The 25,097-nt window shown below is 60.0% G+C and carries 24 protein-coding genes and 1 pseudogene; 10 read left to right on the plus strand and 15 right to left on the minus strand.

The window, feature by feature from the left end:
* Window positions 1–135: 135 nt before the first annotated feature.
* From pip to BMY54_RS04190, 7 genes are all read left to right on the plus strand, one after another.
* Window positions 136–1,107, plus strand: coding sequence for a prolyl aminopeptidase (gene pip / locus BMY54_RS04160; RefSeq protein ID WP_008080611.1), 972 nt, complete (start codon window positions 136–138; stop codon window positions 1,105–1,107).
* Window positions 1,104–1,541, plus strand: coding sequence for a D-aminoacyl-tRNA deacylase (gene dtd, locus BMY54_RS04165; protein WP_007909321.1), 438 nt, complete (start codon window positions 1,104–1,106; stop codon window positions 1,539–1,541). Before pip ends, dtd begins: the two co-directional genes overlap by 4 nt.
* 350 nt (window positions 1,542–1,891) lie before the next feature.
* Window positions 1,892–3,673 carry a glucan biosynthesis protein G gene (locus BMY54_RS04170; protein WP_175559550.1) on the plus strand — a complete coding sequence of 594 codons (1,782 nt, stop codon included), beginning with the start codon at window positions 1,892–1,894 and terminating at the stop codon, window positions 3,671–3,673.
* Window positions 3,666–6,236, plus strand: coding sequence for a glucans biosynthesis glucosyltransferase MdoH (gene mdoH, locus BMY54_RS04175; protein WP_093430060.1), 2,571 nt, complete (start codon window positions 3,666–3,668; stop codon window positions 6,234–6,236). The genes BMY54_RS04170 and mdoH overlap by 8 nt, the downstream gene beginning before the upstream one ends.
* Before the next feature lie 377 nt (window positions 6,237–6,613).
* Window positions 6,614–7,411: a transporter substrate-binding domain-containing protein gene (locus BMY54_RS04180; RefSeq protein ID WP_093430341.1), complete on the plus strand. Its 798-nt coding sequence runs from the start codon at window positions 6,614–6,616 to the stop codon at window positions 7,409–7,411.
* A gap of 129 nt (window positions 7,412–7,540) precedes the next feature.
* The gene (locus BMY54_RS04185; RefSeq protein WP_093430061.1) at window positions 7,541–8,500 is read left to right on the plus strand and encodes an amino acid ABC transporter permease; all 960 of its coding nucleotides are present in this window, start codon (window positions 7,541–7,543) and stop codon (window positions 8,498–8,500) included.
* A complete protein-coding gene (locus BMY54_RS04190) occupies window positions 8,493–9,227 on the plus strand; it encodes an amino acid ABC transporter ATP-binding protein (RefSeq protein ID WP_093430062.1) in 735 nt (244 codons plus the stop codon). Before BMY54_RS04185 ends, BMY54_RS04190 begins: the two co-directional genes overlap by 8 nt.
* Window positions 9,228–9,381: 154 nt before the next feature.
* Here the strand turns inward: BMY54_RS04190 and BMY54_RS31190 are convergent, their stop codons facing one another.
* From BMY54_RS31190 to ubiE, 11 genes and pseudogenes are all read right to left on the minus strand, one after another.
* Entirely contained in the window at window positions 9,382–10,254 is an 873-nt protein-coding gene (locus BMY54_RS31190; RefSeq protein ID WP_371748299.1) for a methyl-accepting chemotaxis protein, read from the minus strand.
* Window positions 10,237–11,298, minus strand: a pseudogene (locus BMY54_RS31195) (methyl-accepting chemotaxis protein); the annotation flags it as partial. The gene BMY54_RS31190 and the pseudogene BMY54_RS31195, both read right to left, overlap by 18 nt.
* Before the next feature lie 90 nt (window positions 11,299–11,388).
* Entirely contained in the window at window positions 11,389–12,096 is a 708-nt protein-coding gene (locus BMY54_RS04200) for a 16S rRNA (uracil(1498)-N(3))-methyltransferase (RefSeq protein WP_093430064.1), read from the minus strand.
* Window positions 12,093–12,884, minus strand: coding sequence for a twin-arginine translocase subunit TatC (tatC, locus tag BMY54_RS04205; protein WP_093430065.1), 792 nt, complete (start codon window positions 12,882–12,884; stop codon window positions 12,093–12,095). The genes BMY54_RS04200 and tatC overlap by 4 nt, the downstream gene beginning before the upstream one ends.
* Window positions 12,881–13,357 carry a Sec-independent protein translocase protein TatB gene (gene tatB, locus BMY54_RS04210; protein WP_093430066.1) on the minus strand — a complete coding sequence of 159 codons (477 nt, stop codon included), beginning with the start codon at window positions 13,355–13,357 and terminating at the stop codon, window positions 12,881–12,883. Before tatB ends, tatC begins: the two co-directional genes overlap by 4 nt.
* Before the next feature lie 10 nt (window positions 13,358–13,367).
* Window positions 13,368–13,649: a twin-arginine translocase TatA/TatE family subunit gene (locus BMY54_RS04215; RefSeq protein WP_003220847.1), complete on the minus strand. Its 282-nt coding sequence runs from the start codon at window positions 13,647–13,649 to the stop codon at window positions 13,368–13,370.
* Between the two features lie 25 nt (window positions 13,650–13,674).
* The gene (locus BMY54_RS04220) at window positions 13,675–14,007 is read right to left on the minus strand and encodes a phosphoribosyl-ATP diphosphatase (RefSeq protein ID WP_003220849.1); all 333 of its coding nucleotides are present in this window, start codon (window positions 14,005–14,007) and stop codon (window positions 13,675–13,677) included.
* On the minus strand, window positions 14,000–14,401 hold the full coding sequence (gene hisI, locus BMY54_RS04225; protein WP_007909357.1) for a phosphoribosyl-AMP cyclohydrolase: 402 nt from the start codon (window positions 14,399–14,401) through the stop codon (window positions 14,000–14,002). The genes BMY54_RS04220 and hisI overlap by 8 nt, the downstream gene beginning before the upstream one ends.
* Before the next feature lie 81 nt (window positions 14,402–14,482).
* Entirely contained in the window at window positions 14,483–16,087 is a 1,605-nt protein-coding gene (gene ubiB / locus BMY54_RS04230; RefSeq protein WP_016984603.1) for a ubiquinone biosynthesis regulatory protein kinase UbiB, read from the minus strand.
* Complete coding sequence (locus tag BMY54_RS04235) at window positions 16,084–16,707, minus strand: ubiquinone biosynthesis accessory factor UbiJ (protein ID WP_007909360.1); 624 nt, start codon at window positions 16,705–16,707, stop codon at window positions 16,084–16,086. The genes ubiB and BMY54_RS04235 overlap by 4 nt, the downstream gene beginning before the upstream one ends.
* Window positions 16,707–17,477: a bifunctional demethylmenaquinone methyltransferase/2-methoxy-6-polyprenyl-1,4-benzoquinol methylase UbiE gene (gene ubiE / locus BMY54_RS04240; protein WP_008080626.1), complete on the minus strand. Its 771-nt coding sequence runs from the start codon at window positions 17,475–17,477 to the stop codon at window positions 16,707–16,709. The genes BMY54_RS04235 and ubiE overlap by 1 nt, the downstream gene beginning before the upstream one ends.
* A 154-nt stretch (window positions 17,478–17,631) precedes the next feature.
* Here ubiE and BMY54_RS04245 point away from each other — a divergent pair, with 154 nt between their 5' ends.
* From BMY54_RS04245 to BMY54_RS04255, 3 genes are all read left to right on the plus strand, one after another.
* On the plus strand, window positions 17,632–17,907 hold the full coding sequence (locus tag BMY54_RS04245; protein WP_093430067.1) for a polyhydroxyalkanoic acid system family protein: 276 nt from the start codon (window positions 17,632–17,634) through the stop codon (window positions 17,905–17,907).
* A 231-nt stretch (window positions 17,908–18,138) separates the two neighbouring features.
* A complete protein-coding gene (locus tag BMY54_RS04250) occupies window positions 18,139–18,561 on the plus strand; it encodes a phasin family protein (RefSeq protein WP_034152971.1) in 423 nt (140 codons plus the stop codon).
* Between the two features lie 10 nt (window positions 18,562–18,571).
* The gene (locus BMY54_RS04255) at window positions 18,572–19,507 is read left to right on the plus strand and encodes a phasin family protein (protein ID WP_093430068.1); all 936 of its coding nucleotides are present in this window, start codon (window positions 18,572–18,574) and stop codon (window positions 19,505–19,507) included.
* A gap of 271 nt (window positions 19,508–19,778) precedes the next feature.
* On the opposite strand, the gene BMY54_RS04260 is transcribed toward BMY54_RS04255, so the two are convergent.
* The 4 genes from BMY54_RS04260 to phaC (BMY54_RS04275) form a co-directional block, all read right to left on the minus strand.
* Window positions 19,779–20,399, minus strand: a complete 621-nt coding sequence (locus tag BMY54_RS04260; RefSeq protein ID WP_093430069.1) for a TetR/AcrR family transcriptional regulator — start codon at window positions 20,397–20,399, stop codon at window positions 19,779–19,781.
* A 30-nt stretch (window positions 20,400–20,429) separates the two neighbouring features.
* A complete protein-coding gene (phaC, locus tag BMY54_RS04265; RefSeq protein WP_093430070.1) occupies window positions 20,430–22,112 on the minus strand; it encodes a class II poly(R)-hydroxyalkanoic acid synthase in 1,683 nt (560 codons plus the stop codon).
* 139 nt (window positions 22,113–22,251) lie between these two features.
* Window positions 22,252–23,106, minus strand: coding sequence for a poly(3-hydroxyalkanoate) depolymerase (phaZ, locus tag BMY54_RS04270; protein ID WP_034152967.1), 855 nt, complete (start codon window positions 23,104–23,106; stop codon window positions 22,252–22,254).
* 137 nt (window positions 23,107–23,243) lie between these two features.
* Window positions 23,244–24,923: a class II poly(R)-hydroxyalkanoic acid synthase gene (phaC, locus tag BMY54_RS04275; RefSeq protein WP_093430071.1), complete on the minus strand. Its 1,680-nt coding sequence runs from the start codon at window positions 24,921–24,923 to the stop codon at window positions 23,244–23,246.
* Window positions 24,924–25,097: the final 174 nt, after the last annotated feature.

Consider the following 25,097-nt stretch of genomic DNA (forward strand, 5'->3'; position numbering starts at 1 on the left):
GCCTGCGAAGTTTACGGCTGACAAACGGTGACTGCTCTGGAGCATGCTCATTGACGTAAATCGGGTTTATGATGCCCAACGGCAGAATAATAGAAGTCCCCCCAGGGATGACCTCGACCCCTTACGGAGCGCGCAATGCAGACTTTGTTTCCGCAGATCAAACCTCACGCCCGGCACGATCTGGCTGTCGATGACACCCATACGCTGTACGTCGACGAAAGCGGTTCACCGGAGGGTTTGCCGGTTGTGTTCATCCATGGCGGCCCCGGCGCCGGTTGCGACGCGCAGAGCCGTCGCTATTTCGATCCGAACCTGTATCGCATTGTCACCTTCGACCAGCGCGGTTGCGGACGCTCCACGCCGCACGCCAGCCTGGAAAACAACACCACTTGGGATCTGGTCGCCGACCTTGAGCGCATCCGCAAACACCTGGGCATCGATAAATGGGTGCTGTTTGGCGGTTCGTGGGGTTCGACCCTGGCGCTGGCTTACGCACAAACCCACCCGGAACGTGTGCACGGTCTGATCCTGCGCGGGATCTTTCTCTGCCGCCCACAGGAAATCGAATGGTTCTATCAGGCGGGGGCCAGCCGTCTGTTCCCTGATTACTGGCAGGACTACATCGCGCCAATTCCGCTGGACGAGCGCGATGACCTGCTCAGTGCATTCCACAAGCGCCTGACCGGCAACGACCAGATCGCCCAGATGCACGCGGCCAAAGCCTGGTCGACCTGGGAAGGTCGTACTGCAACCCTGCGGCCGAACCCGTTGGTGGTCGATCGCTTCTCCGAACCGCAGCGTGCGCTGTCGATTGCGCGGATCGAGTGCCATTACTTCACCAACAATGCCTTCCTTGAGCCGAACCAGCTGATCCGCGACATGGGCAAGATCGCCCATTTGCCGGGTGTGATCATTCACGGCCGTTACGACGTGATTTGCCCGCTCGACAACGCCTGGGAATTGCACCAGGCCTGGCCGAACAGCGAACTGCAGGTGATCCGTGATGCCGGCCACGCGGCCTCTGAACCGGGCATCACCGATGCACTGGTACGCGCCGCGGGCAACATGGCTCGACGCCTGCTCGACCTGCCGCCTGAAGAAGCATGAAGGGGCTGTTACAGCGCGTACGCGGTGCGCGGGTTGAAGTCGCCGGTGAGGTGGTTGGCGCGGTAGATCACGGTTTGCTGGTGCTGGTGGCGGTCGAACCCGACGACACGCGTACCAGTGCCGACAAACTTCTGCATAAACTGCTTAACTATCGGGTATTCAGTGACGCGGAGGGCAAGATGAACTTGTCCCTCGCCGATGTCGGCGGTGGGTTGCTGCTGGTCTCGCAGTTCACCCTCGCGGCCGACACCAAAAGCGGGTTGCGCCCGAGCTTTTCGACGGCCGCGCCTCCGGCTTTGGGCGAGGAATTGTTCGACTATCTATTGAGCAGTGCGAAACAGGTGCATGGCACTGTGGCATCAGGTAGATTCGGCGCCGATATGCAGGTGCATTTGGTCAACGATGGCCCGGTTACCTTTTTGTTACAGACCTGAAAGCGCTTGAAACACCTTTTTAGGAAATTTCGACTGTTTTTAGGGTGTTTTCGCGATAAATACTTTGTTACCCCTGATGCGTTGTCATGCGGGCTACTAGATAATCGCGCGCACTGGGATCAGCGTTCGCTGATTCATTTTTGACTTAGGTAGAGACTTGTCTGGATCCGATTGGGGAATCATTTTGCCCCAGCGGAGTCGGAACAATGCTCGCCAACTTGGCAAGGGTGCTCTGGAAGGTCGGCTTTTCACTGCCGAAAGCCTCACAGGCACTTCATCTGGCCGTTGGTTTTTTGATCTGTTTTCGGCGAGGGTTGCTCGTGATTGTTAGTCCCTGTAATGCAGCAAAAATGTCTGCCAAACGCATGCGAAGTGCCCTGGTAGCGGGTTCGGCGCTCCTGTGCCTGCTCAGCGCCGGTCAGCTTTGGGCGTTCAATCTTGACGATGTATCGGCCAAGGCCAAAGAGCTGGCCGGGCAGAAGTTCGAAGCCCCGCGCAGCAACCTGCCGAACGAATTCCGCGACATGAAGTTCGCGGACTATCAGAAAATCCGCTTCCTCACCGAAAAGGCTGAGTGGGCTGATCAGAAGACCCCGTTCAAACTGTCCTTCTATCACCAGGGTATGCACTTCGATACACCGGTGAAAATCAACGAAATCACAGCGAACACCGTCGAAGAGATCAAATACGATCCGACCCGCTTTGATTTCGGCGACCTGAAATTCGATCCGAAAGCCACTGAACAACTGGGTTATGCCGGTTTCCGTGTGCTGTACCCGATCAACAAGGCCGACAAGCAAGACGAAATCATGACCATGCTCGGCGCGAGTTACTTCCGCGTTGTCGGCAAGGGCCACACCTACGGCCTCTCGGCCCGTGGCCTGGCGATTGATACCGCGCTGCCGTCGGGTGAAGAGTTCCCGCGCTTTCGCGAGTTCTGGATTCAACAGCCGAAGCCGGGCGATAAGCACCTGGTGATCTTCGCCCTGCTGGATTCGCCGCGCGCTACCGGTGCCTACCGTCTGATCCTGCGTCCGGGCAGCGACACCATTGTCGACGTCAAGGCGCAGATGTTCCTGCGTGACAAGGTCGGCAAACTGGGTATCGCACCGCTGACCAGCATGTTCCTTTTCGGTGCCAACCAGCCGTCGAAAGTCCTCAACTACCGTCGTGAACTGCACGACTCCAGCGGTCTGTCGATCCATGCCGGCAACGGCGAGTGGATCTGGCGTCCGTTGAACAACCCTAAACACCTGGCCGTGAGCAACTTCAGCGTCGAGAACCCGCGTGGTTTCGGTCTGCTGCAGCGTGGCCGCGACTTCAGTCACTACGAAGACCTCGACGATCGCTACGACAAGCGCCCAAGCGCCTGGATCGAGCCGAAGGGCGAGTGGGGCAAAGGCACCGTTGATCTGGTAGAAATTCCGACCGCCGACGAAACCAACGACAACATCGTTGCGTTCTGGAGCCCGGAAAAAATGCCGGAGCCGGGTCAGCCGCTGGACTTCGCCTACCGCATGCACTGGACCATGGACGAAGCGGCGATTCATGCGCCGGACAGCGCCTGGGTTTCGCAGACTCTGCGTTCGACCGGTGACGTCAAGCAATCGAACCTGATCCGTCAGCCGGATGGCAGCGTTGCCTACCTGGTCGACTTCGAAGGTCCGTCGCTGGCTGCACTGACTCCGGATGCTGACGTACGCAGTCAGGTCAGCGTCGGCGACAACGCCGAGCTGGTCGAGAACAGCGTGCGCTACAACCCGGAAACCAAGGGCTGGCGTTTGACCTTGCGCATGAAGATCAAGGACGCGAGCAAGTCGACCGAGATGCGTGCCGCCCTGGTTCAGCCAGTCGTGACTGCTGATCTGGCGAAATCGGTGCCGGCGTCCAACTCGTCCGTCGCCAAGGCCGACAAGGTTGCCGCCAAGCAACAAGAGAAACTCGACAAGGAAGCCAAGGCCGCCGAGGCCAAACAGGCCGACGCCAAGCCAGCTGCAGATGCCAAGGACAAGGCTAATAAAGACGCCAAGCAGCCAGCCGCTGCGGACGCGGCCCCAGCCACACCGGAATCGGCACCGACTGAAGAAGTCCTGACCGAGACCTGGAGCTATCAGTTGCCTGCCGATGAGTAACTCTCAAGTACAGCCAGAGACTCTGTCCGAGTATCTGGCGCATCTGCCGATGACCGACGAGCAGCGCGCGGAACTCGCGGGCTGCCAGTCGTTCAGCGAGCTGCATGAACGCCTGTCGTCTTCAACGTTCGACGCACCTGCCGAGGCCGCCCAGGCTTCGGTGGGCAAGCGCCTGATCCTCAGCACCGCCGAAGAGCTTGAAGACGCGGAGATGCTGGTGCTCGACGCCAGCGGTCGCGTCAGCATGAAGGCAACGCCGCCGATCCGTCGGACCAAGGTCGTGCCGGAGCCGTGGCGCACCAATATTCTGGTGCGTGGCTGGCGCCGTATGACCGGTCGCACCAATCCGCCGCAGCCGCCAAAGGACGAAAACGTCCTGCCGGCCGCGCGCTGGCGCACCGTCGGTTCGATCCGTCGCTACATTCTGTTGCTGCTGATGCTTGGCCAGACCATCGTCGCCGGCTGGTACATGAAAGGCATCATGCCGTACCAGGGCTGGTCGTTCGTCGACCTCGAAGAAGTCCTGCACCAGCCGCTGCTGCAAACCGCTACGCAAGTGCTGCCGTATGCGCTGCAAACCAGCATCCTGATTCTGTTCGGGATTCTGTTCTGCTGGGTATCGGCGGGTTTCTGGACCGCGTTGATGGGCTTCCTCGAGTTGCTCACCGGTCACGATAAATATCGTATCTCCGGCAAAAGCGCCGGTAACGAGCCGATTGCCAAAGACGCGCGTACCGCGCTGGTCATGCCGATCTGTAACGAAGACGTGCCGCGTGTGTTCGCCGGTTTGCGGGCGACGTTCGAGTCGGTCGCTGCCACCGGTGATCTGGACCGCTTCGACTTCTTCGTTCTCAGCGACAGTAACGACACCGACATCTGTGTCGCCGAGCAACAGGCCTGGCTGGATGTCTGCCGCGAAGCCAAAGGCTTCGGCAAGATCTTCTATCGCCGTCGTCGCCGTCGTGTGAAACGCAAGAGCGGCAACCTTGACGACTTCTGCCGTCGCTGGGGCGGTGACTATAAGTACATGGTCGTGCTCGACGCTGACTCGGTGATGAGCGGCGAGTGCCTGACCAGTCTGGTGCGCTTGATGGAAGCCACGCCGGACGCCGGGATCATCCAGACCGCGCCGCGTGCGTCGGGCATGGACACCCTGTATGCGCGCATGCAGCAGTTCGCCACCCGCGTTTACGGCCCGCTGTTTACCGCCGGTCTGCACTTCTGGCAGTTGGGTGAATCCCATTACTGGGGTCACAACGCGATCATCCGCATGAAGCCGTTTATCGACCACTGCGCCCTGGCGCCGTTGCCGGGTAAAGGTGCGTTCTCCGGTGCGATCCTGTCTCACGACTTTGTTGAGGCCGCGCTGATGCGCCGTGCCGGTTGGGGCGTGTGGATTGCCTACGACCTGCCGGGCAGCTACGAAGAACTGCCGCCAAACCTGCTCGACGAACTCAAGCGTGACCGTCGCTGGTGCCACGGTAACCTGATGAACTTCCGGCTGTTCCTGGTTAAAGGCATGCACCCGGTGCACCGTGCGGTGTTCCTGACGGGCGTAATGTCGTACCTGTCGGCGCCGTTGTGGTTCTTCTTTCTGGTGTTGTCGACCGCGCTGTTGGCGGTGAACACGCTGATGGAGCCGCAGTACTTCCTCGAACCGCGACAGCTCTATCCGCTGTGGCCACAATGGCACCCGGACAAGGCGATCGCGCTGTTCTCGACGACCATCGTTCTGCTGTTCCTGCCGAAACTGTTGAGCATCATTCTGATCTGGGCCAAGGGCGCGAAAGAGTTCGGCGGCAAGTTCAAGGTGACCTTGTCGATGCTGCTGGAGATGCTGTTCTCCATGCTGCTGGCGCCGGTGCGGATGATTTTCCACACCCGTTTCGTCCTCGCCGCGTTCCTCGGCTGGGCCGCGACCTGGAATTCGCCGCAACGTGACGACGACTCGACGCCTTGGAGCGAAGCGGTCAAACGCCACGGTCCGCAGACCCTGCTGGGTTTCTGCTGGGCGCTGCTGGTGATCTGGCTGAACCCGAGCTTTCTCTGGTGGCTGGTGCCGATCGTCGGTTCGCTGATGCTGTCGATCCCGGTGTCGGTGATCTCCAGCCGTGTCGGTCTGGGCCTGAAGTCTCGTGACGAGAGCCTGTTCCTCATCCCTGAGGAATACAATCCGCCGCAGGCGCTGCTGGCAACCGACCAGTACACCCACGAAAACCGTTACCACGCCCTCAACGACGGCTTCGTCCGCGCGGTGGTCGATCCTCAGCAGAACGCTTTGGCGTGCTCGCTGGCGACTTCCCGTCATGGTCAGGCCGAGCCGATCGAGTGGTTGCGTCAGGAGCGTGTGCGCCACGCGATCAAGGTTGGCCCAGCCGGGCTGAACAACCATGATCGTCTGCAACTGCTGAGCGATCCGGTTGCTTTGGCGCGTTTGCATGAGCAGGTCTGGGCCGAAGGTCATGCCGAGTGGCTGGATGCGTGGCGCGCTTCGGTGAAGGCCGATCCGCATGCGCCGTTGCTGCCGTTGCAACCGGTTAGCCTGCAGGCTCAGCCGGCCTGATGAAAAAACCCCGCTGATTCAGCGGGGTTTTTTTATGGCGCCGAAAAGCCCCTCACCCTAGCCCTCTCCCAGAGGGAGAGGGGGCCGACCGAGGTGTCTGGCGCTATCCGTCGACCTGAAGCATCGAGTCGATTATGGATTCGGCAAATCCGATTCAGGTCGGCGTACCTCTGAAGCATCCCCCGATCGGCCCCCTCTCCCTCGGGGAGAGGGCTGGGGTGAGGGGGGAGCTCTTGATTGTTAAACAAATCGTCCATTAAACCTTGTGCAAAAAAACGAGTGCGTTAGCATCCGTCCCCGAATTGGCGCACCCGGGCTTTTTTGCCCGTCACTGTTGGTTTTCGCGCCGCAAACGCAATGGTTTTGGGGACTTGAAGATGAAGAAGTATCTGTCGATGCTGCTGGTCGGCGTCACGGCACTGGTTGCAGTCAATGCGGCGCAGGCTGGCGCAATCGATGACGCGGTCAAGCGCGGCACGTTGAAAGTCGGCATGGATCCGACCTACATGCCGTTCGAAATGACCAACAAGCGCGGCGAAATCATCGGTTTCGAAGTCGACATCCTCAAAGCCATGTCCAAGGCCATGGGCGTCAAGCTGGAACTGGTTTCCACCGGTTACGACGGCATCATCCCGGCGCTGATGACCGACAAGTTCGACATGATCGGCAGCGGCATGACCCTGACTCAGGAACGCAACCTGCGCCTGAACTTTAGCGAACCGTTCATCGTTGTAGGCCAGACCCTGCTGATCCGCAAGGAGCTGGAAGGCACCATCAAGTCGTACAAAGACCTGAACAGCGCCGACTACCGCATCACCTCCAAGCTCGGCACCACCGGCGAAATGGTCGCCAAGAAGCTCATCTCCAAAGCCAAGTACCACGGCTACGACAACGAGCAGGAAGCCGTGCTCGACGTGGTCAACGGCAAGGCTGACGCCTTCATCTACGACGCGCCGTACAACGTCGTTGCGGTGACCAAGGTCGGCGCCGGCAAACTGGTGTTCCTCGACAAGCCATTCACCTACGAGCCTTTGGCCTTCGGTCTGAAGAAGGGCGATTACGACAGCCTCAACTTCATCAACAACTTCCTGCACCAGATCCACGAAGACGGCACCTACGATCGTATCCATGACAAGTGGTTCAAGAGCACCGAGTGGCTCAAGGACATGGAATAACGCCGGTCTGCCAGACCGCGTCGCCCCATTCGCGAGCAAGCTCGCTCCCACAGAGGAATGCATTCCAATGTGGGAGCGAGCTTGCTCGCGAAGGGGCCCTCCAGAGCAACACAAAATCCGGAACCTGCAATGAAACAGAAAAAAGCCCAATGGCCCTGGCACGTCCTCACCGTGCTGGTGCTGGTCGGCCTGGCCGGCGCGTTGTATTACGCGACGTCGCTGATGTCCTACGAATGGCGCTGGAACCGTGTGCCGCAGTACTTCGCCTATCAGGCCGAGGAAACCCAGCGTGCCACCGACATTTCCACCGTCACCGAACTGGTGCGCAAGGGCAGCAGCGCGCAAGTCACCCTGCGCAACGACGTCGGTGATGAGCAGCACCTGACCGTCGACGAGAACAGCCTGCAATTCGCTCAGGGCGACGATGTCGCCGAAGGCGACGTCGTGGGCGTGACTCGGCATTGGGCGGCAGGCCCGCTGTTGTGGGGGCTGTGGACGACGCTTTGGCTGTCAGTGGTTTCCGGTGTCCTGGGTTTGCTGATCGGTCTGGTCACCGGCCTCTGCCGGCTGTCGAACAACCCGACCCTGCGCGACCTCTCGACGATCTACGTCGAACTGGTGCGCGGTACGCCGTTGCTGGTGCAGATCTTCATTTTCTACTTCTTCATCGGCACGGTGATGAACCTGTCCCGCGAGTTCGCCGGGATCGCCGCGCTGTCGCTGTTCACTGGCGCCTACGTGGCGGAGATCATCCGCTCCGGCGTGCAATCGATTGCCCGTGGCCAGAACGAAGCAGCGCGTTCGCTCGGTCTGAGTGCCGGTCAATCGATGCGTCACGTGGTGTTGCCGCAAGCGCTGAAACGCGTGCTGCCGCCGCTGGCCGGGCAGTTCATCAGTCTGGTCAAGGACACCTCGCTGGTGTCGGTGATTGCCATCACCGAGCTGCTGAAAAGCGGCCGTGAAGTCATCACCACCTCGTTCTCGCCGTTTGAAATCCTGTTCTGCGTCGCCGGTCTGTACCTGTTGATCAACCTGCCGCTGTCGAAAATCGCCAGCCGACTTGAGCGGAGGCTCGCGCAAAGTGATTGAAGTCCGCGATCTGGTAAAAGTCTTCGACACCCGTGGGCAAGTGGTGCGCGCGGTGGATAACGTCAGCACCACGGTCGCCAAAGGCGAAGTGCTGGTGGTGATCGGCCCGTCGGGTTCCGGCAAGTCGACCTTCCTGCGCTGCCTCAATGGCCTGGAAGAATTCGATTCCGGCTCGGTGAGCATCGACGGCCTGCAACTGGCCGACCCGAAAACCGACGTCAACGCCTACCGCCGTGAAGTCGGCATGGTGTTCCAGCATTTCAACCTGTTCCCGCACATGACGGTGCTGGAAAACCTCTGTCTGGCGCAGAAAGTCGTGCGCAAGCGCGGCAAGCAAGAGCGCGAAGCCAAGGCGATGGAGTTGCTGCAAAAGGTCGGGATTGCGCAGAAGGCCAACGAATTTCCGTCACGCCTGTCCGGTGGTCAGCAACAGCGCGTGGCGATTGCCCGGGCGCTGGCGATGGAGCCGAAGGTCATGCTGTTCGATGAGCCGACCTCGGCGCTCGACCCGGAAATGGTCGGCGAGGTGCTGGACGTGATGAAGAACCTGGCCGTGGAAGGCATGACCATGGTCTGCGTGACCCACGAAATGGGCTTTGCCCGGGAAGTGGCGGATCGGGTGTTGTTTTTCGATCACGGCAAGTTGCTGGAAGATGCCGCGCCGGCGGAGTTCTTCGATGCACCGAAGGATCCGCGCGCGCAGGCCTTCTTGCGTCAGGTTCTGTAATTTCAGCGCCTGTCAGTAAGCCTTCGCGAGCAAGCTTGCTCCCACAGTGAATGGGTCGAATACAACCTTTGTGATCGACACAAATCCTGTGGGAGCGAGCTTGCTCGCGAAGGCATCACCTCGATTCTGAATGAATCGAGGTTTTCGGATCACCTCAAACCTTGAACCGCCCCACCAGCATCTGCAGATGCGTCCCCAACCGCGCCAGCTCAACGCTGGACGCCGCCGTCTCTTCACTCGCCGCCGATGTCTGATCCGACACGTCCCGCACATTCAGCACGCTACGGTTGATCTCTTCCGCCACCGCGCTCTGCTGCTCGGCCGCTGCCGCAATCTGCTGGTTCATCGCCTGAATCGCCGACACGGTACGGGTGATGCTTTCCAGCGAACCACCGGCACGGCGGGTCAGCTCAACGCTGCTGTCGGTCAGGGTGCGGCTGTTGTCCATGATCGTTGCCACTTGCTGGGTGCCGTTTTGCAGGCCGACGATAAGTTCTTCGATTTCTTCGGTGGATTTTTGCGTGCGCTGGGCGAGGCTGCGCACCTCGTCGGCAACTACCGCGAAACCACGTCCGGCTTCACCGGCACGCGCGGCTTCGATGGCGGCGTTGAGGGCCAGCAGGTTGGTTTGTTGCGCTACCGACTTGATCACGTCGAGGACGCTGCCGATCTTGTCGCTTTCGCGCTTCAGTTCACCCATGGCTTCGGTCGAGTGACCGACTTCAGCGGCCAGCCGCTCGATCTGCGCGATCGCTTCGCCCACCACTTTGTCGCCTTCGCGAGCCTGTTGGTCGGCTGCCACGGCGGCCTCGGAAGCTTCTTCGGCGTTACGCGCGACTTCCTGCACGGTGGCGGCCATTTCGTTCATGGCCGTGGCGACCTGGTCGGTCTCGATTTTCTGATTGTTGACCCCGGCGCTGGTCTGCTCGGTCACCGCCGAGAGTTCTTCAGCGGCGCTGGCGATCTGGGTGACGCCATCGCTGATCCCGCCGACCAGTTCACGCAGGCCTTGGGTCATGCTCTGCATCGAGCGCTGCAATTGGCCGAGTTCGTCGCGACGCTGGGAAACCAGGTTGTGGGTCAGGTCGCCGGCAGCCACGCGCTCGGCGACTTTCAGGGTCTGGTTCAGCGGGATGATGATCTGCCGGGTGATTGCCCAGGCGGCAAGCAAGCCGAAAGCCACGGCGAGCAAGGTGGCGATGATCAGCATGTTTTTGGCGTGGGCGGCATCGGTGTCACGAACGATGGTCTGCGATTCAGTGAGTTTCTTGCTGACGTCGATAAGGATGTCGCCCTGCGTCGACATGCGCGCGGCGGCCTTGGCATTGTTGACCTGCGAGTCGCGGAACTGCGCAACTGCTGCGCGATAGGCTTTGATCGAGGCGGTAGCCTGTTGCAGGTTGGCGATGTGCTGCTCCGGCAATTTCGCCGGCAGGCTGTCGAGGTTTTTCAGGGCGTTGTCGATGGCGTCGAGCGCTGGTTGCTCGGCTTCGGCCTTGCCGCTGTAGGTGTAGCCGCGCACTTGGTAGCGGGCTTGCTGCAGCAGTTTGCTCAGCTCGATCACGCTGTTGAATTGCGCGACGCTGTCACCCGCCAGCATGGATTTTTCCACTTCGGCGACTTTCGCCACGGCATTGTCGGCACTGGCGCCGAGCTTGCTGCGGGCGTCTTCGCGCTGCACGGTGGCTTGGGTCATGTCGGCAAAAGCGCGTTTGTATTCGGCAACGGCGGCCAGTTGTTGATCGACCATCGCCGCGTCGGACGGCTGTTCAATCAGGCTGCGCGCGGTTTGCAGGCCGCTGTCGAGTTTGCCGAGCAGGTCGTTGACCACGCCCGGACCTTGTTCGCCACGGCGCGCTTCGTAGTCCAGACGCGCGAGGCGCAGGTCCTTGGTCAGTTCGTTGAGACTGGAGATAAAACCGAGCTTGTCACCGCGGCTGATAATACCGCTCATGCCAGTCCAGCCGGTAAAGGTGATCAACAGTGTCAGCAACAGCACCAGGCCGAAACCGATTCCCAGCTTGCGTTTGACGCTGACGTTTCCAAGACTCTCGGCTAACCAACGGTACATGCGACGACTCCCCGACCACTAATTGGACTTATGGAGAGGTTATCGGCCGGGTGATGGCAATCTGTAACACCATTTATCCGATGCGCAGAATCAGAAGAGCCGGGCGAGCAGGGCGGTGACGGCGGTTTCGACGCGCAGGATGCGCTCGCCCAGTTGCACCGGTTGCAGACCGGACTTGGCCAGCAGGTCGATTTCGTAAGGAATCCAGCCACCTTCGGGGCCGATGGCCAACGTCACCGGTTCGCTCAAGGCGCGTGGGCACGGCGGATAGTTGCCGGGGTGGCCGACCAGACCGAGGGTACCGTCGGTGATCGCCGGCAACCGGTCTTCCACGAAAGGCTTGAAGCGCTTTTCGATGATGATTTCCGGCAGCACGGTGTCGCGGGCCTGTTCGAGGCCGAGGATCAGTTGCTCTCGAATCGCTTCAGGTTCCAGAAACGGCGTCTGCCAAAAACTCTTCTCGACCCGATAGCTGTTGACCAGGATCACCTTCGGCACGCCCATGGTCGCCACGGTCTGAAACACCCGACGGAGCATCTTCGGGCGTGGCAGAGCGAGTACCAAGGTCAGCGGCAGCTTGGCTGGTGGTGGCTGATCGAGGCTGACGCGCAGCTCGGCTTCACCTGCTTCGAGGCGCAGCAGCTCAGCCGAACCCATCAGCCCGTTGATACGGCCAACGCGCAGGCTGTCACCGACTTCCGAGCGGTGGACTTCCTGCATGTGGGTCAAGCGGCGATCACGCAGCACCACGCGGTCGGCCGCAATGAAATCGGCCTCTTCGAGCAACAGCAGGTTCATGCCTGGGTCGCTGGCGGCTGGTCGTTGTGGTCGTCGGCCGGGTTCTCTTCCGGACGTTCGCGCTTGCTGATCAAACCACCGAACAGAATGCCGATTTCAAACAACATCCACATCGGCACGGCCAGCAGAGTCTGCGAGAAGATATCCGGCGGCGTCAGGATCATGCCGACCACGAAGCAGCCGATGATCACGTAAGGGCGGATTTTCTTCAGGTATTTGACGTCGACCACGCCGATCCACACCAGCAGCACCACAGCCACCGGGATCTCGAACGCCACGCCGAAGGCGAAGAACAGCGTCATGACGAAATCGAGGTAACTGGCGATGTCGGTCATCATTTCCACGCCGGCCGGGGTGGCGGCAGCGAAGAACTTGAAGATCAGCGGGAACACGAAGTAATAGGCGAACGCCATGCCGGTGTAGAACAGCAGAATGCTGGAGACCAGCAGCGGCACCGCAATGCGCTTCTCGTGTTTGTACAGGCCCGGCGCGATAAAGCCCCAGATCTGATGCAGGATCACCGGGATCGCGAGGAACAGCGAAACCATCATCGTCAGCTTCAGCGGCGTCAGGAACGGCGACGACACGTCGGTGGCGATCATCGTCGCGCCGACCGGCAGGTACTGGCGCAGCGGGGTCGAGACAAAGGTATAGATCTGCTGGGTGAACGCAAACAGCCCGGCGAAGATGATGAAGATCGCCGCCACACAACGCAGCAGGCGGGTGCGCAACTCGGTGAGGTGCGAAACCAGCGGCATGTGCTGGTCGTTTTCGGGGAGATCGCTCATGGGGCTCGCGGCGGCAATGTTGGGTCGTGAGGCGCTGGTGTGATCGGCGCGGCGGTTGGGGACACGTGTTCAACCGAAGTTTCTGCGGCCACCGGTTCTGTCGGCGCTACAACGGCAGTAGGTGCAGGTGCAGGTGCAGGTGTCGGTGCTGGCGCAACGGGTGCAGCTGGCGCATGAATCGTCTGCTGCCCGACATGTTCAACTTCAACCGGCGCCGGCTCTTGCTGGACCGGATTGAAAATCTTCCGCGCTTCCTGCTCCAGCGACAGAATGTGCTCGTTGTGCAGTTGCCGACGGATCTCGTCGGCACCGATTTCACGTTCAACTTCCTGTTTGATCGCGTTGAAGCTGCGCTTCAGCCGTCCGACCCACAGGCCAGCGGTGCGCGCAGCGCCCGGCAGACGCTCGGGGCCCAGCACCAGCAGGGCGACGAGGCCGACGAGCAGCAGTTCAGAGAAGCTGATACCAAACATTAGTCAGTGCTCACACGTCTTTGCGGATCGGCTCTTCGACTTTTTGCGCCTGCACGTCGATGGTGTGCGGCGGGTTGGCCTGAGCGGTGGCCTGCGGCTGCACCGGTGGCACCGGTTGCGCAGGCGTCACGGTTGGATCGGCAGCCGGTTTTTCATCGTCGTTCATGGCTTTGCGGAAGCCCTTGATCGACTCGCCAACGTCGGTGCCGAGGTTTTTCAGTTTCTTGGTGCCGAACACCAGCACCACGACAACCAGAATGACGATCCAGTGTTTCCAGTCAAAAATGCCCATGTTGCTGTTCCTCTCTAAAAATTGTTCAGGCGGACGGACGCGAGGCTTTCTCGACGTGTCCGGACAGGCCGAAGCGGCGATCCAGTTCATCCAGCACGGCCTGCGGATGCTGCCCCAGTTGGGCGAGCATGACCATGCTGTGGAACCACAGGTCAGCGGTCTCGTAGATCACGTCGCTGCAGTCGCCGCTGATGGCGGCATCCTTGGCGGCAATAATGGTTTCGACCGACTCTTCGCCGACTTTCTCCAGAATCTTGTTCAAACCCTTGTGATACAGACTAGCTACATAGGAGCTATCGGCGGCTGCGCCTTTGCGCTCTTCAAGTACCTGAGCGAGGCGGGTCAGGGTGTCACTCATGTTTGTGTCCTGCGGAATAAATGGCGTGCGGGTCTTTCAGAACCGGGTCGACGGTTTTCCAGTCGCCGTTTTCGAAGACACGGTAAAAGCAGCTTTGACGGCCGGTATGGCAAGCGATGTCGCCGATCTGTTCAACCATCAGGATGATCACGTCGGCGTCACAGTCCAGACGCATCTCATGCAAGGTCTGTACATGGCCGGACTCTTCGCCCTTGCGCCACAGCTTGCCACGGGAACGTGACCAGTAGATTGCACGGTTTTCCGCAGCGGTCAGTTCGAGCGCTTCGCGGTTCATCCAGGCCATCATCAGCACGCGTCCGGTCTTGTGATCCTGGGCAATCGCCGGCACCAGGCCATCAGCGTCCCATTTGATCTCGTCCAGCCAGTTTTTCATCTTCGACTCCGACAGCGAACCCCACACTTCAATAGTCGGGTTCAGGCATTGAAACAGTGTGCCAGCCGATCACGAAACTGGCTATCGGCGAACGACCAGATACAAGCCGACTGCCACCATGATCCCAGCCGGCCAATGCCCCAATTCGTGCAGCGGGCCACCGAGGGCGAGGATCACCCCGCCGGCCAGATGCGCGCAACCGAGCAGGCGCAGGAACCAGTCGTCCTTGCGTTTGTGCCACGGTGGCGGCGGGTCGTAGGCGTGCGGCTGCGACATGCGTTCGAGCAGATCACGGGCCATATTCGCCAGGTGCGGCAGTTGTTCGAACTGGCTCTGCACGTTGCCCAGCAAGGCTTTCGGGCTGACGCGCTCGCGCATCCAGCGTTCGAGGAACGGCTGCGCGGTGTTCCACAGATCCAGATCCGGGTACAGCTGACGGCCGAGGCCTTCAATGTTCAGCAGGGTCTTTTGCAGCAGCACCAGTTGCGGCTGCACTTCCATGTTGAAGCGCCGTGCGGTCTGGAACAGGCGCATCAGCACCTGGCCAAATGAAATATCTTTTAACGGTTTTTCGAAGATCGGTTCGCACACAGTGCGGATCGCCGCTTCGAATTCGTTGAGTTTGGTTTCCGCCGGCACCCAGCCCGAATCGATGTGCAGTTGCGCCACACGGCGGTAGTCACGCTTGAAGAAGGCGAACAGGTTGCGCGCCAGATAATCCTGGTCTTCCGGGGTCAGGCTGCCGACGATGCCGCAATCGATCGCGATGTACTGCGGACTCCAAGGATTGACGGTGCTGACGAAGATGTTGCCCGGGTGCATGTCGGCGTGAAAGAAACTGTCGCGGAAAACTTGGGTGAAGAAAATCTCCACACCGCGTTCGGCAAGCATTTTCATGTCGGTGCGCTGGTCGGCGAGGGTCGCCAGATCGGTGACCTGGATGCCGTAGATGCGCTCCATCACCAGCACTTTCGGCCGGCACCAGTCCCAATAGACTTGCGGCACGTAGAGCAGCGGCGAACCTTCGAAGTTACGCTTCAACTGGCTGGCGTTGGCCGCCTCGCGCAGCAGATCGAGTTCGTCGTAGATGGTTTTTTCGTAGTCCTGGACCACGTCGACCGGGTGCAGCAGACGCGCGTCGGCCGAGAGTTTTTCGGCAGCACGGGCGAGGATGAACAGCCACGCCAGATCCTGCGCAATGATCGGCTTCAGGCCCGGGCGGATCACTTTGACCACGACTTCTTCGCCGGTTTTCAACTGCGCGGCATGCACCTGCGCCACCGAGGCCGAGGCCAGCGGTTCGACGTCGAAACGGCTGAACACGTCGCTGATCTTCTTGCCGAGCTGTTCTTCGATCAGCTTGATCGACAGCTGCGAGTCGAACGGCGGCACGCGGTCCTGCAACAGCATCAGCTCATCGGCGATGTCTTCCGGCAGCAGGTCGCGGCGGGTCGAAAGAATCTGCCCGAACTTGATGAAAATCGGCCCGAGATCCTGCAACGCCAAGCGCAGACGCGCGCCCCGGCTCAGGTCCAGCGGCTTGCGCGGGAACCAGCGCCACGGCAGCACGTAGCGCAGCGCCAGGAGAAACCAGGGCAGCGGCAGATCGAACAGCAGGTCATCGAGGCGGTAGCGGATCACGACGCGCTGGATGCGCAACAGACGGCGGACGGCAAGCAGCTTCATGCGTTATCGCTTGGGTCGAGGGATCGGGAAAGGCGCTCGAAACGCGCCTCGAGACGTTCCAGATCAAGTTTGATCCGGTCCAGTTCGCTGAATCGCGCTTCGGCTTCGCGCTGCCCGACGAGGGTGCGCGATTCTTCGGCGAGGTATTCGGCGAGGTTCTGGTTGAGGCTGGCAAATCCTTGTTGATACCAGCGTGCGCGGCTGCGCAGATGGCCACCGACCAGTTGCGTGGCGACCGGGCCGAGCCAGCGCGAGAGTTCGTACTCCCAGTCCAGCTCCAGGTCTTGCAGCACACCGGCCAGCTCCAGCAGCACGCCACTGTCGCCATCGAGTTCGACTTCCGGGGCGTGCAGCACCGCGGTCTTGTCTTTGCTCACGGCCAGTTTGATCAGGCTCGAGGCCGGCGCACGCAGGGTGCAGTCGACGCCGGTTTCCCAGTGCGAGGCCAGCATCAAACCTTCGTCGCTCGGCAGGATGAACAGTTGCAGCGCCGGGCTGCGGCAGTCGACGGCAATCACCTTGCCGGTCAAATGCGCCAGCCGCGGCAGCGCCGTGCTGTCGAGACGCAGCACCCGGTTGAGGCCGAGTTCAACGCTGGCGAGCAGCCCGGTGAGCAACATCAGGGCTTGATGCCACGGTGCAGGGCGACGATGCCTGCGGTCATGTTGTGATAGGTCACGCGGTCGAAACCGGCGTCGACCATCATCGACTTCAGGGTTTCCTGATTCGGATGCATGCGGATCGATTCGGCCAGGTAGCGATAGCTTTCCGAGTCGTTGGTGATCAGCTTGCCCATCAGCGGCATGAAGGCGAACGAATAAGCGTCGTAGGCTTTCGACATCAGCGCGTTGGTCGGTTTGGAGAATTCCAGCACCAGCAGACGACCGCCGGGCTTGAGCACACGCAGCATCGAGCGCAGGGCGTCTTCTTTATGCGTCACGTTGCGCAGGCCGAAGGCGATGGTCACGCAGTCGAAGTGGTTGTCCGGGAACGGCAGTTTTTCCGCGTCCGCCTGAACGAATTCGACGTTGCCGGCGACACCCAGATCGAGCAGGCGGTCACGGCCGACCTTGAGCATCGATTCGTTGATGTCGGCCAATACCACCTGACCGGTCGGGCCGACCAGGTGCGAGAACTTTTTGGTCAGGTCACCGGTACCGCCGGCGATATCCAGCACGCGGTTACCGCTGCGTACGCCCGACAGTTCGATCGCGAAACGCTTCCACAGGCGGTGCATGCCGCCCGACAGAAGGTCGTTCATCAAGTCGTATTTCGCGGCTACCGAGTGGAAAACTTCAGCGACTTTTTCCGCTTTCTGGCTTTCCGGAACGTTTTTGAAGCCGAAGTGAGTGGTGGGTTCGGCATCGCTGCCTTTGCGCTGATCAGTCATATCGCTGTCACCAAAAGAGAATGCGCGACATTCTAATCCCCAAGCCATGCTTTGTCTTGGAATGGCTAAAGGTAAGATGGGCAACCTTCGGGACGATTTGCCGCAGCGGCGGTCAAGATTTACCGACACATCTTTTTAAATCAGGAGTCATGCAATGGCCAAAATCACTGTTGAGCGTGCCCACAACCTGGGTAAGGAAGCCGCCCGCGAGAAGGCCGACAAGCTGGCGCAAAAACTCTCCGATCAATATGGCCTGGAGCCGCAATGGTCCGGCGATACCCTGAACCTCAAGCGCTCGGGCGTGAAAGGCGCGGTGCATGTGGCGGACGATTCGATCAAGGTCGATGTGGAGTTGGGCATCATGATGTCGGCCATGAGCGGCATGATCAAAGCCGAGATCGAGAAGGCCCTCGATAAAGCGTTGGTCTGAAATACGGTCCCCTGTAGGAGTGAGCCTGCTCGCGATAGCGGTCTGTCAGTCACCAGAAATTTGATTGAAAGACCGCTATCGCGAGCAGGCTCACTCCTACATTTTTTTGCGCTGCACCCGAGCTTTTATGTCAGTTGTTAGGGTGCCGTTTCTAATTTATCTCCTTACTTTGTGCCTGAGCCCGACACTTTCGCGGGCAGTTCCTCAAACCTTCTGCGCGTGAGGTGCACCATGGCCAAAGTCATTTTGAAGAAAAAAATCGACGCTTCGACTTCTGCTCTGAGCGACGTCAAATCCTATGCCCGCAAGATCTGGCTGGCAGGCCTGGGTGCCTACGCCAAGGTCGGCCAAGAGGGCAGCGACTACTTTCAAGAGCTGATCAAGGCTGGTCAAACTGTTGAAAAGAAAGGCAAAAAAGCCGTCACCGAAAAACTCGAAGCGGCCAACGCCGAGATCGATGAAGCCAAGAGCGAAGTCAGCTCGTTCAAAGGTCGTGTCGAAGTTCAGCTCGACAAGGTCGAGAAGGCGTTCGACTCCCGTGTAGCAAGCGCCTTGAATCGTATCGGCATTCCGTCTAAACATGACGTTGAGACACTCTCTGCTAAGCTCGATGAGCTGACGGCATTGCTCGAACGCGTCGCGCGTAAATCTTAAGGAGAACGGGATGGCTGGTAAAAAGAACACCGATAAAGAAGGCAGCTCGTGGATCGGGAAAGTCGAAGACTACTCCCGCAAAATCTGGCTGGCTGGTTTAGGCGTGTACTCGAAGATCGACACTGACGGCAGCAAGCTCTTCGATACATTGGTCAAAGACGGCGAGAAAGCCGAGAAGCTCACCAAATCCGCAGTCGGCAAAAAAGTCGACGCTGCCAAGGATTCCGCTTCTTCGGCCAAGTCGCGCATCAGCGGCGTGAAAGATCGCGCACTGGGCAAATGGGACGAGCTGGAAGGGGCTTTCGACAAGCGCCTGAACAGCGCAATTTCGCGCTTGGGTGTACCGAGCCGCAATGAGGTCAAAGCACTGCATAGCAAGGTGGAAACCTTGACCAAGCAGATCGAAAAACTCACCGGTCTGAAAACCCAACCGGTGGCGGCGAAAACCGCTGCGGCAAAACCGGCCGCGAAAACGGCTGCGGCCAAACCAGCAGCCAAGTCGGCTGCCAAGCCACTGGCCAAAGCGGCAGCTAAACCTGCTGCTAAAGCCGCGGCCAAGCCAGCAGCGAAAACCGCCGCCGCCAAGCCCGCAGCCAAAGCCGCAGCCAAACCGGTTGCCGCCAAAGCCGCTGCCAAGCCGGCAGCTAAACCTGCGGCCAAAACTGCAGCGAAACCCGCCGCCAAGCCAGCAGCGAAAACTGCTGCCGCCAAACCGGCTGCCAAGCCTGCAGCGAAACCTGCTGCGAAACCTGCTGCGGCGAAAAAACCGGCAGTGAAAAAACCGGCCGCGCCGAAAGCCGCTGCGCCGAAACCGGCCGCACCTGCTGCAGCCAAACCTGCCGCTCCGGCAGCTCCGGTGAGTGCGTCGAATTCCGCCGCAGCACCGATTCCGGCGGCCACCCCGACTGCTGCATCGACCCCGTCGACGCCAACCAGTCAGTCCTGATTTTTCAGGGCAAAACAAAACGCCCGGCCTGTGAAGGTCGGGCGTTTTTGTTTGTGCATTTCAAGGCCGCCCCTCACCCCAGCCCTCTCCCAGAGGGAGAGGGCGCCGAACGAGGTGTCTTGCGTCGTACGTCGACCTGAACGATCGAGTCGATTATGGATTCAACAAAACCCTTTCAGGTCGGTGTAGCTCATCAGCATCCCCCAATCAGTCCCCTCTCCCTCCGGGCGGTCCGACGTTTCGGGAGGGCTAGGGTGAGGGGCTTTTGATTTCAGTCGTGATCTTCAAGGTATTGCAGAGCCATCCTTTCGGTCGCGACTTTCACCGGCGGCAGCAAATGCGGCGCCACCAGCATCATGATCTGGTACACAACCAACCTGACCTCACCCTCACGATCCAGAATCCGCTGATAATCCAGCGAAAACAGCAACGTCATGGTGATCTGCTCCACCAGTTGCCCCAACGCCTGCGTATCACTGACCAACTGTCCCGAAGCCTTCAACCGCGCGAGCAACGACGCCAGTGTGCGCTTCAGTGCATTGAGCAAATGGCGAATGCCCTTGGCCAGCTTCGGCAAGCGCCCGGCCAGGTTCGACAGGTCCTGGAACAGGAAGCGGTACTGCGCCAGCCGCTCGACGATCAAATGCAAAAACAGCCAGTAATCTTCCGGCGCCAGTTCCACATCCGAGGGCGGATCGAGCAGTGGCGCCAGTTCACTCTGGAAGCGTTCGAACAAGCCGAGAATCAGCGGTTCCTTGCCATGGAAGTGGTAGTAGAGATTGCCCGGGCTGATCCCCATTTCGTTCGCCACCTCCATGGTGGAGACGTTCGGCTCGCCCTTTTCGTTGAACAGTTGCAAAGCACATTCGAGAATCCGGTCGCGGGTTTTCATCCAGTCTTCTTAGAAAAGTTCGGTTAAGCGTCAGCGCACACGCACGTAAGTACCGGGCGCTGCCTCCATCGGTGGATAGTTCGGGTTGCCGAGGGTAAACGTGGTTTCGTGCTGGGCGCCGGAGCGCTGTTGAATCCACTCCAGCCACTGCGGCCACCAACTGCCATCGACGTGTTTACCATCGTAGTACCAGGCACGCGGGTCGCTGCTCATCTTGCCGTTCTCGATATAGGCAGCTTTCGGGTTGCTCGGCGGGTTGAGAATGCTCTGCACGTGGCCGCTGTTGGACAGCACGAAACGCCGTTCGCCACCGAGCAGCAGGGTTGAGCGATACACCGCATCCCACGGCGTGATGTGGTCGTTCATGCCGGCGACGCTGAAGCTGTCCACGGTGACTTTCTGCAGGTCGATCGGCGTGCCGCACACTTCCAGCCCGCCCGGATGGGTCAGTGGGTTGTGCTTGAAGAAGTCCAGCAAGTCGCCGTGAAACGCGGCGGGCAAGCGCGTGTTGTCGTTGTTCCAATAGAGGATGTCGAAGGCCGGCGGCTCTTTGCCCAGCAGGTAATTGTTGACGAAGTAGCTCCAGATCAAATCGTTGGGGCGCATCCAGGCGAAGACCTTGGCCATGTCGCGCCCGTCGAGCACGCCTTTCTGGTACGAGCGGCGTTTGGCGGCTTCGAGAGTTTGTTCATCAGCGAAGAGGGTGGCCGGAGTTTCGATCTGGCTGTCGAGCAGGCTGACCAGGTAGGTCGCACTGGAGACGCGGCGCAGTTGCCGCTTGGCCTGCAAATGCCCTTGCAGGGCGGCGATGGTCAGGCCGCCAGCGCAGGCGCCCATCAAGTTGACCTCGCGGGCACCGGTGATCGCCCGGCAGATGTTCATCGCCTCTTCCACCGCCTCGACATACGTCGACAGGCCCCATTCACGATGGCGTACATCCGGGTTGCGCCAACTGATCATGAAGGTTTGCAGGCCGTTTTTCAGTGCGTACTGGACGAAGCTGTTGTGTGGGCTGAGGTCGAAAATGTAGTACTTGTTGATTTGCGGCGGCACCACCAGCAGCGGCTTGGCGTACTGCTTTTCGCTCATCGGTCGATACTGGATCAGCTCAAGCAAATCGTTGCGAAACACCACCGAGCCGGTGGTGGTGGCCACGGTCTTGCCGACCTCGAAAGCCTGTTTGGTCACCTGACGTGGCAGGCCGTCGTTGTGCAGCAAGTCATCGAACAAATGACTGAGGCCGCGTACCAGACTGTGCCCACCGGAGTTGAACAGCTCCTTGACCGCCAGCGGGTTGAGCAAGGTGTTCGACGGCGCCACAGCGTCGTTGAGCAGGGTGAAGGCGAAATGCGCGCGGGCGCGATCGTCATCGCTCATGTTGCTTTCATCGATCCAGCTTTTGACCTGTTTTTGCCAGGCCAGATAGGCCTGCAGGCTGCGCCGGTAGAACGGATTGAGGCTCCACGCCGGGTCAGCGAAACGGCTGTCGTTCGGATTGGTCGGGTGCAGGGTTTCGCCGAGCAGCACGCGGCCCAATTGACCGCCGAGTTTCAACGCGTGCTTCGCACTGTGGATCGGGTTACGCAGGCCATGGGCTGCCACACTGCGCAAGGTCGAGATCAGGTCCCGGCCACGCAGGCCGGTGATCGCACTTTGTGCGTTGATGAACACGGCGGGGCTGGGCACTACGCCCGTCGCTGGTTTGTCGCGCATGACTCAACACTCCTTCGTCTTCAGGCCAAAAACAAACTCACCGAACCAGAACACCATAGACGCTGTTACGGGTTGCTGCCTGCGCGGCGTCCTGCCGCGCACTCTTTACTAAAGGCCTGCATAAAGCCTGCCGCCGGGGTTAGCCGCCGAGCGGTGTCGGATGCGGGTGCATCACCGCCCGCTGACGTTCCTCCTGGAGGAATTTCATGATGATCGGCGCCACAGCTTCGGCGCGGGTAATCAGGAACAGGTGGCCGTCGTCGATGATGTGCAGTTGCGCGTTGGGAATGCGCCAGGCGAGCATGCGCATGTTGATCAGCGGGATCAGCGGATCGTCGTCGCCGGCCAGCACCAGCGTCGGCTGATGGATCTTGTGCAGCCAGTGAATGCTGGTCCAGCCGAGGCCGGCGAACAGTTGCCAGTAATAACCGAGCTTGCCCGCCGAACGCACTTTCGCCGCGTGGCTGGCCGCCAGCGTCGGGTCGCGACGGAACGAGCCACCATAGATCAGCGGGGCGATACGGATCACGTGGGACGGCTGAATGTAGCGCCGCGGACTGGCCATCATCCACAGCACTTTTGGCTTGCCCGGCACCATTACTGCGCCGGCCGCGGTCGCCGCCAGCACCAACTTCTTGCAGCGCTCGGGGTAGTCGTAGGCGAACTGCTGCGCGAGTGCGCCGCCCCACGACACGCCGATGACGTTGACCTGCCCGTAGTCGAGATAATCGAGCATGCGCGACGTCAGCTTGGCCAGACCGGGAAAACGATATGGCCGGTTCGGCGTCGAGGAGCCGCCGACACCGGGCACGTCAAAGGCGATCACTTCCAGATCCGGGTCCAGCGCCGCGACAAACGGAAATACCAGCTCCAGGTTGGCGCCAATGCCGTTGAAAATCAGCAAGGGCGTCAAGTGAGGCTTGCCGGGGCGCACCGCCGTGCGGAGGGTTTGACCATCCAGATCGACGGTACGGAATATGAACGGTTGCGGCATGCGTCAGGCCCTGTGGATGGAGTCTGTTTCTCAAATTTATAACTGTGGGAGCGAGCTTGCTCGCGAATGCGATCAATCATTCAGCATTGATGGTGACTGACACGACGCTACCGCGAGCAAGCTCGCTCCCACAGGTTTTACCGCTCATGTACATAAGTGCCCGGCGAGGCTTCACCCGCCGGATACGCCTTGTTGCCCAGTTTCAGCGGGGCCTTTTTCAGGTTGCCCGAGCGCTCGGCCTGCCACGCCTGCCAGTACAGCCACCAGGAATCGGTGTGCTTGGTCGAGTTCTCTTGCCACTCATCGGCATTGGCGGCCATCTCCTCGCCGGTCATGTAGCGCGATTTCGGGTTGCCCGGCGGGTTCAGAATGCTCTGGATATGCCCGCTGCTCGACAACACGAACTCGACCTTGCCGCCAAACAGCTGCGCCGACTTGTAGCAGGACTTCCACGGGGTGATGTGGTCGTTGGTGCCGGCCAGCGAGAAGATATCGGCGGTGACCTGCTTGAGGTCGATCGGCGTGCCGCACACTTCCAGTGCATTCGGGCGAATCAGTGGGTTGTTTTTGAACATCTCGATCAGGTCACCGTGGAACGCGGCGGGCAACCGGGTGGTGTCGTTGTTCCAGAACAGGATGTCGAACACCGGCGGCTCGTTGCCGAGCAGGTAGTTGTTGACCCAGTAGTTCCAGATCAGATCATTGGGGCGCATCCAGGCGAAGACCTTGGCCATGTCTTTGCCTTCAAGCACGCCGGCCTGATACGAGTGGCGCTTGGCGGTCTCCAGGGTCTGCTCGTCGACGAACAGGGCGACGTCGCTGTCCAGCGTCGTGTCGAGCACGCTGACCAGCAGCGTCAGGGCATTGACCTTCTTCTCGCCGATCGCCGCGTAGTGGCCGAGCAGGGCGGTGCAGGTGATGCCGCCGGAGCAGGCGCCGAGCATGTTCACGTCTTTGCTGCCGGTGATCGCGGTGACCACATCGACCGCTTCTTTCAGCGCATCGATATATGTCGACAGGCCCCACTCACGCTGGGCCTTGGTCGGGTTGCGCCAGCTGACGATGAACGTCTGCACGTTATTGCGCAGGCAAAAGCGCGCCAGACTCTTGTCCGGGCTCAAATCGAATACGTAGAACTTGTTGATCTGCGGTGGCACCACCAGCAATGGGCGCTCGTGGACTTGCTCGGTGATCGGCTTGTACTGGATCAGTTCCAGCACGTCGTTGCGAAACACCACCGCACCTTCGGTCACGCCGAGGCTTTTGCCGACTTCGAACGCGCCCATGTTGACCTGACTCGGCATGCCGCCGTTGTGCACCAGATCCTTGGCCAGATGCGAGAGGCCGTCGAGCAGGCTTTTGCCGCCGGTTTCGAAGAAACGTTTGACTGCTGCGGGGTTGGCCGCCGTGTTGGTCGGGGCCATGGCCTCAGTCATCAGGTTGATGACGAAGTGGCCGCGGGCGATGTCTTTGGGTGAGAGGCTGCTGTCATCGATCCAGGCATGAAGTTCCTTGCGCCACGCCAGGTAAGTTTGCAGATAACGTTTGTAGAGCGGGTTCTGGCTCCACGCAGGATCAGCGAAGCGACGGTCATCGCCTGCCGGTTGCAGTTCGGATTTGCCGAACAGCACGTTCTTCAGTTCGAGGCCGAAATGGGTGACGTGCCTGACGCTATGGATCGGTTGTTTGATGGCCTGTTTCAGCACCATACGAGCAGAGGCCAGCAGATCCTTTCCGCGTAGCCCAACGACGGGATTAAGCCCCAGGGTGTTTTCCGAGGCTTGGTACTTCAGGTCATCGTTATTCTTGTTACTCATCTACGACGCTCCATTGTCCTGAGACGAGTACCCGGTTTTCTGCTGTGCAGTTCCACAGCCAATGCCAGGTACTACTGCTCGGGTGACCGTTAATTCTGCATAGCTGCTTTACAGTCGTAGAGCACTGCAGGGAACTTGCCAGCTCCATTGGTTACCCGAGTTTAATTTTTTTCG

Source organism: Pseudomonas sp. ok266 (assembly GCF_900110195.1).
Classification (GTDB): Bacteria; Pseudomonadota; Gammaproteobacteria; order Pseudomonadales; family Pseudomonadaceae; genus Aquipseudomonas; species Aquipseudomonas neuropathica.

Coding starts and splice junctions, on each gene's coding strand:
- phaC (WP_093430071.1), bottom strand. CDS start 24,923: ATGAGTAACAAGAATAACGATGACCTGAAGTACCAAGCCTCGGAAAAC.
- BMY54_RS04245 (WP_093430067.1), top strand. CDS start 17,632: ATGGCCAAAATCACTGTTGAGCGTGCCCACAACCTGGGTAAGGAAGCC.
- BMY54_RS04250 (WP_034152971.1), top strand. CDS start 18,139: ATGGCCAAAGTCATTTTGAAGAAAAAAATCGACGCTTCGACTTCTGCT.
- tatB (WP_093430066.1), bottom strand. CDS start 13,357: ATGTTTGGTATCAGCTTCTCTGAACTGCTGCTCGTCGGCCTCGTCGCC.
- BMY54_RS04215 (WP_003220847.1), bottom strand. CDS start 13,649: ATGGGCATTTTTGACTGGAAACACTGGATCGTCATTCTGGTTGTCGTG.
- BMY54_RS04180 (WP_093430341.1), top strand. CDS start 6,614: ATGAAGAAGTATCTGTCGATGCTGCTGGTCGGCGTCACGGCACTGGTT.
- BMY54_RS04235 (WP_007909360.1), bottom strand. CDS start 16,707: ATGTTGCTCACCGGGCTGCTCGCCAGCGTTGAACTCGGCCTCAACCGG.
- tatC (WP_093430065.1), bottom strand. CDS start 12,884: ATGAGCGATCTCCCCGAAAACGACCAGCACATGCCGCTGGTTTCGCAC.
- BMY54_RS04260 (WP_093430069.1), bottom strand. CDS start 20,399: ATGAAAACCCGCGACCGGATTCTCGAATGTGCTTTGCAACTGTTCAAC.
- BMY54_RS04200 (WP_093430064.1), bottom strand. CDS start 12,096: ATGAACCTGCTGTTGCTCGAAGAGGCCGATTTCATTGCGGCCGACCGC.
- dtd (WP_007909321.1), top strand. CDS start 1,104: ATGAAGGGGCTGTTACAGCGCGTACGCGGTGCGCGGGTTGAAGTCGCC.
- BMY54_RS04255 (WP_093430068.1), top strand. CDS start 18,572: ATGGCTGGTAAAAAGAACACCGATAAAGAAGGCAGCTCGTGGATCGGG.
- phaZ (WP_034152967.1), bottom strand. CDS start 23,106: ATGCCGCAACCGTTCATATTCCGTACCGTCGATCTGGATGGTCAAACC.
- phaC (WP_093430070.1), bottom strand. CDS start 22,112: ATGCGCGACAAACCAGCGACGGGCGTAGTGCCCAGCCCCGCCGTGTTC.
- BMY54_RS04170 (WP_175559550.1), top strand. CDS start 1,892: ATGTCTGCCAAACGCATGCGAAGTGCCCTGGTAGCGGGTTCGGCGCTC.
- ubiB (WP_016984603.1), bottom strand. CDS start 16,087: ATGAAGCTGCTTGCCGTCCGCCGTCTGTTGCGCATCCAGCGCGTCGTG.
- mdoH (WP_093430060.1), top strand. CDS start 3,666: ATGAGTAACTCTCAAGTACAGCCAGAGACTCTGTCCGAGTATCTGGCG.
- BMY54_RS04220 (WP_003220849.1), bottom strand. CDS start 14,007: ATGAGTGACACCCTGACCCGCCTCGCTCAGGTACTTGAAGAGCGCAAA.
- hisI (WP_007909357.1), bottom strand. CDS start 14,401: ATGAAAAACTGGCTGGACGAGATCAAATGGGACGCTGATGGCCTGGTG.
- BMY54_RS31190 (WP_371748299.1), bottom strand. CDS start 10,254: ATGCAGAGCATGACCCAAGGCCTGCGTGAACTGGTCGGCGGGATCAGC.
- BMY54_RS04185 (WP_093430061.1), top strand. CDS start 7,541: ATGAAACAGAAAAAAGCCCAATGGCCCTGGCACGTCCTCACCGTGCTG.
- pip (WP_008080611.1), top strand. CDS start 136: ATGCAGACTTTGTTTCCGCAGATCAAACCTCACGCCCGGCACGATCTG.
- ubiE (WP_008080626.1), bottom strand. CDS start 17,477: ATGACTGATCAGCGCAAAGGCAGCGATGCCGAACCCACCACTCACTTC.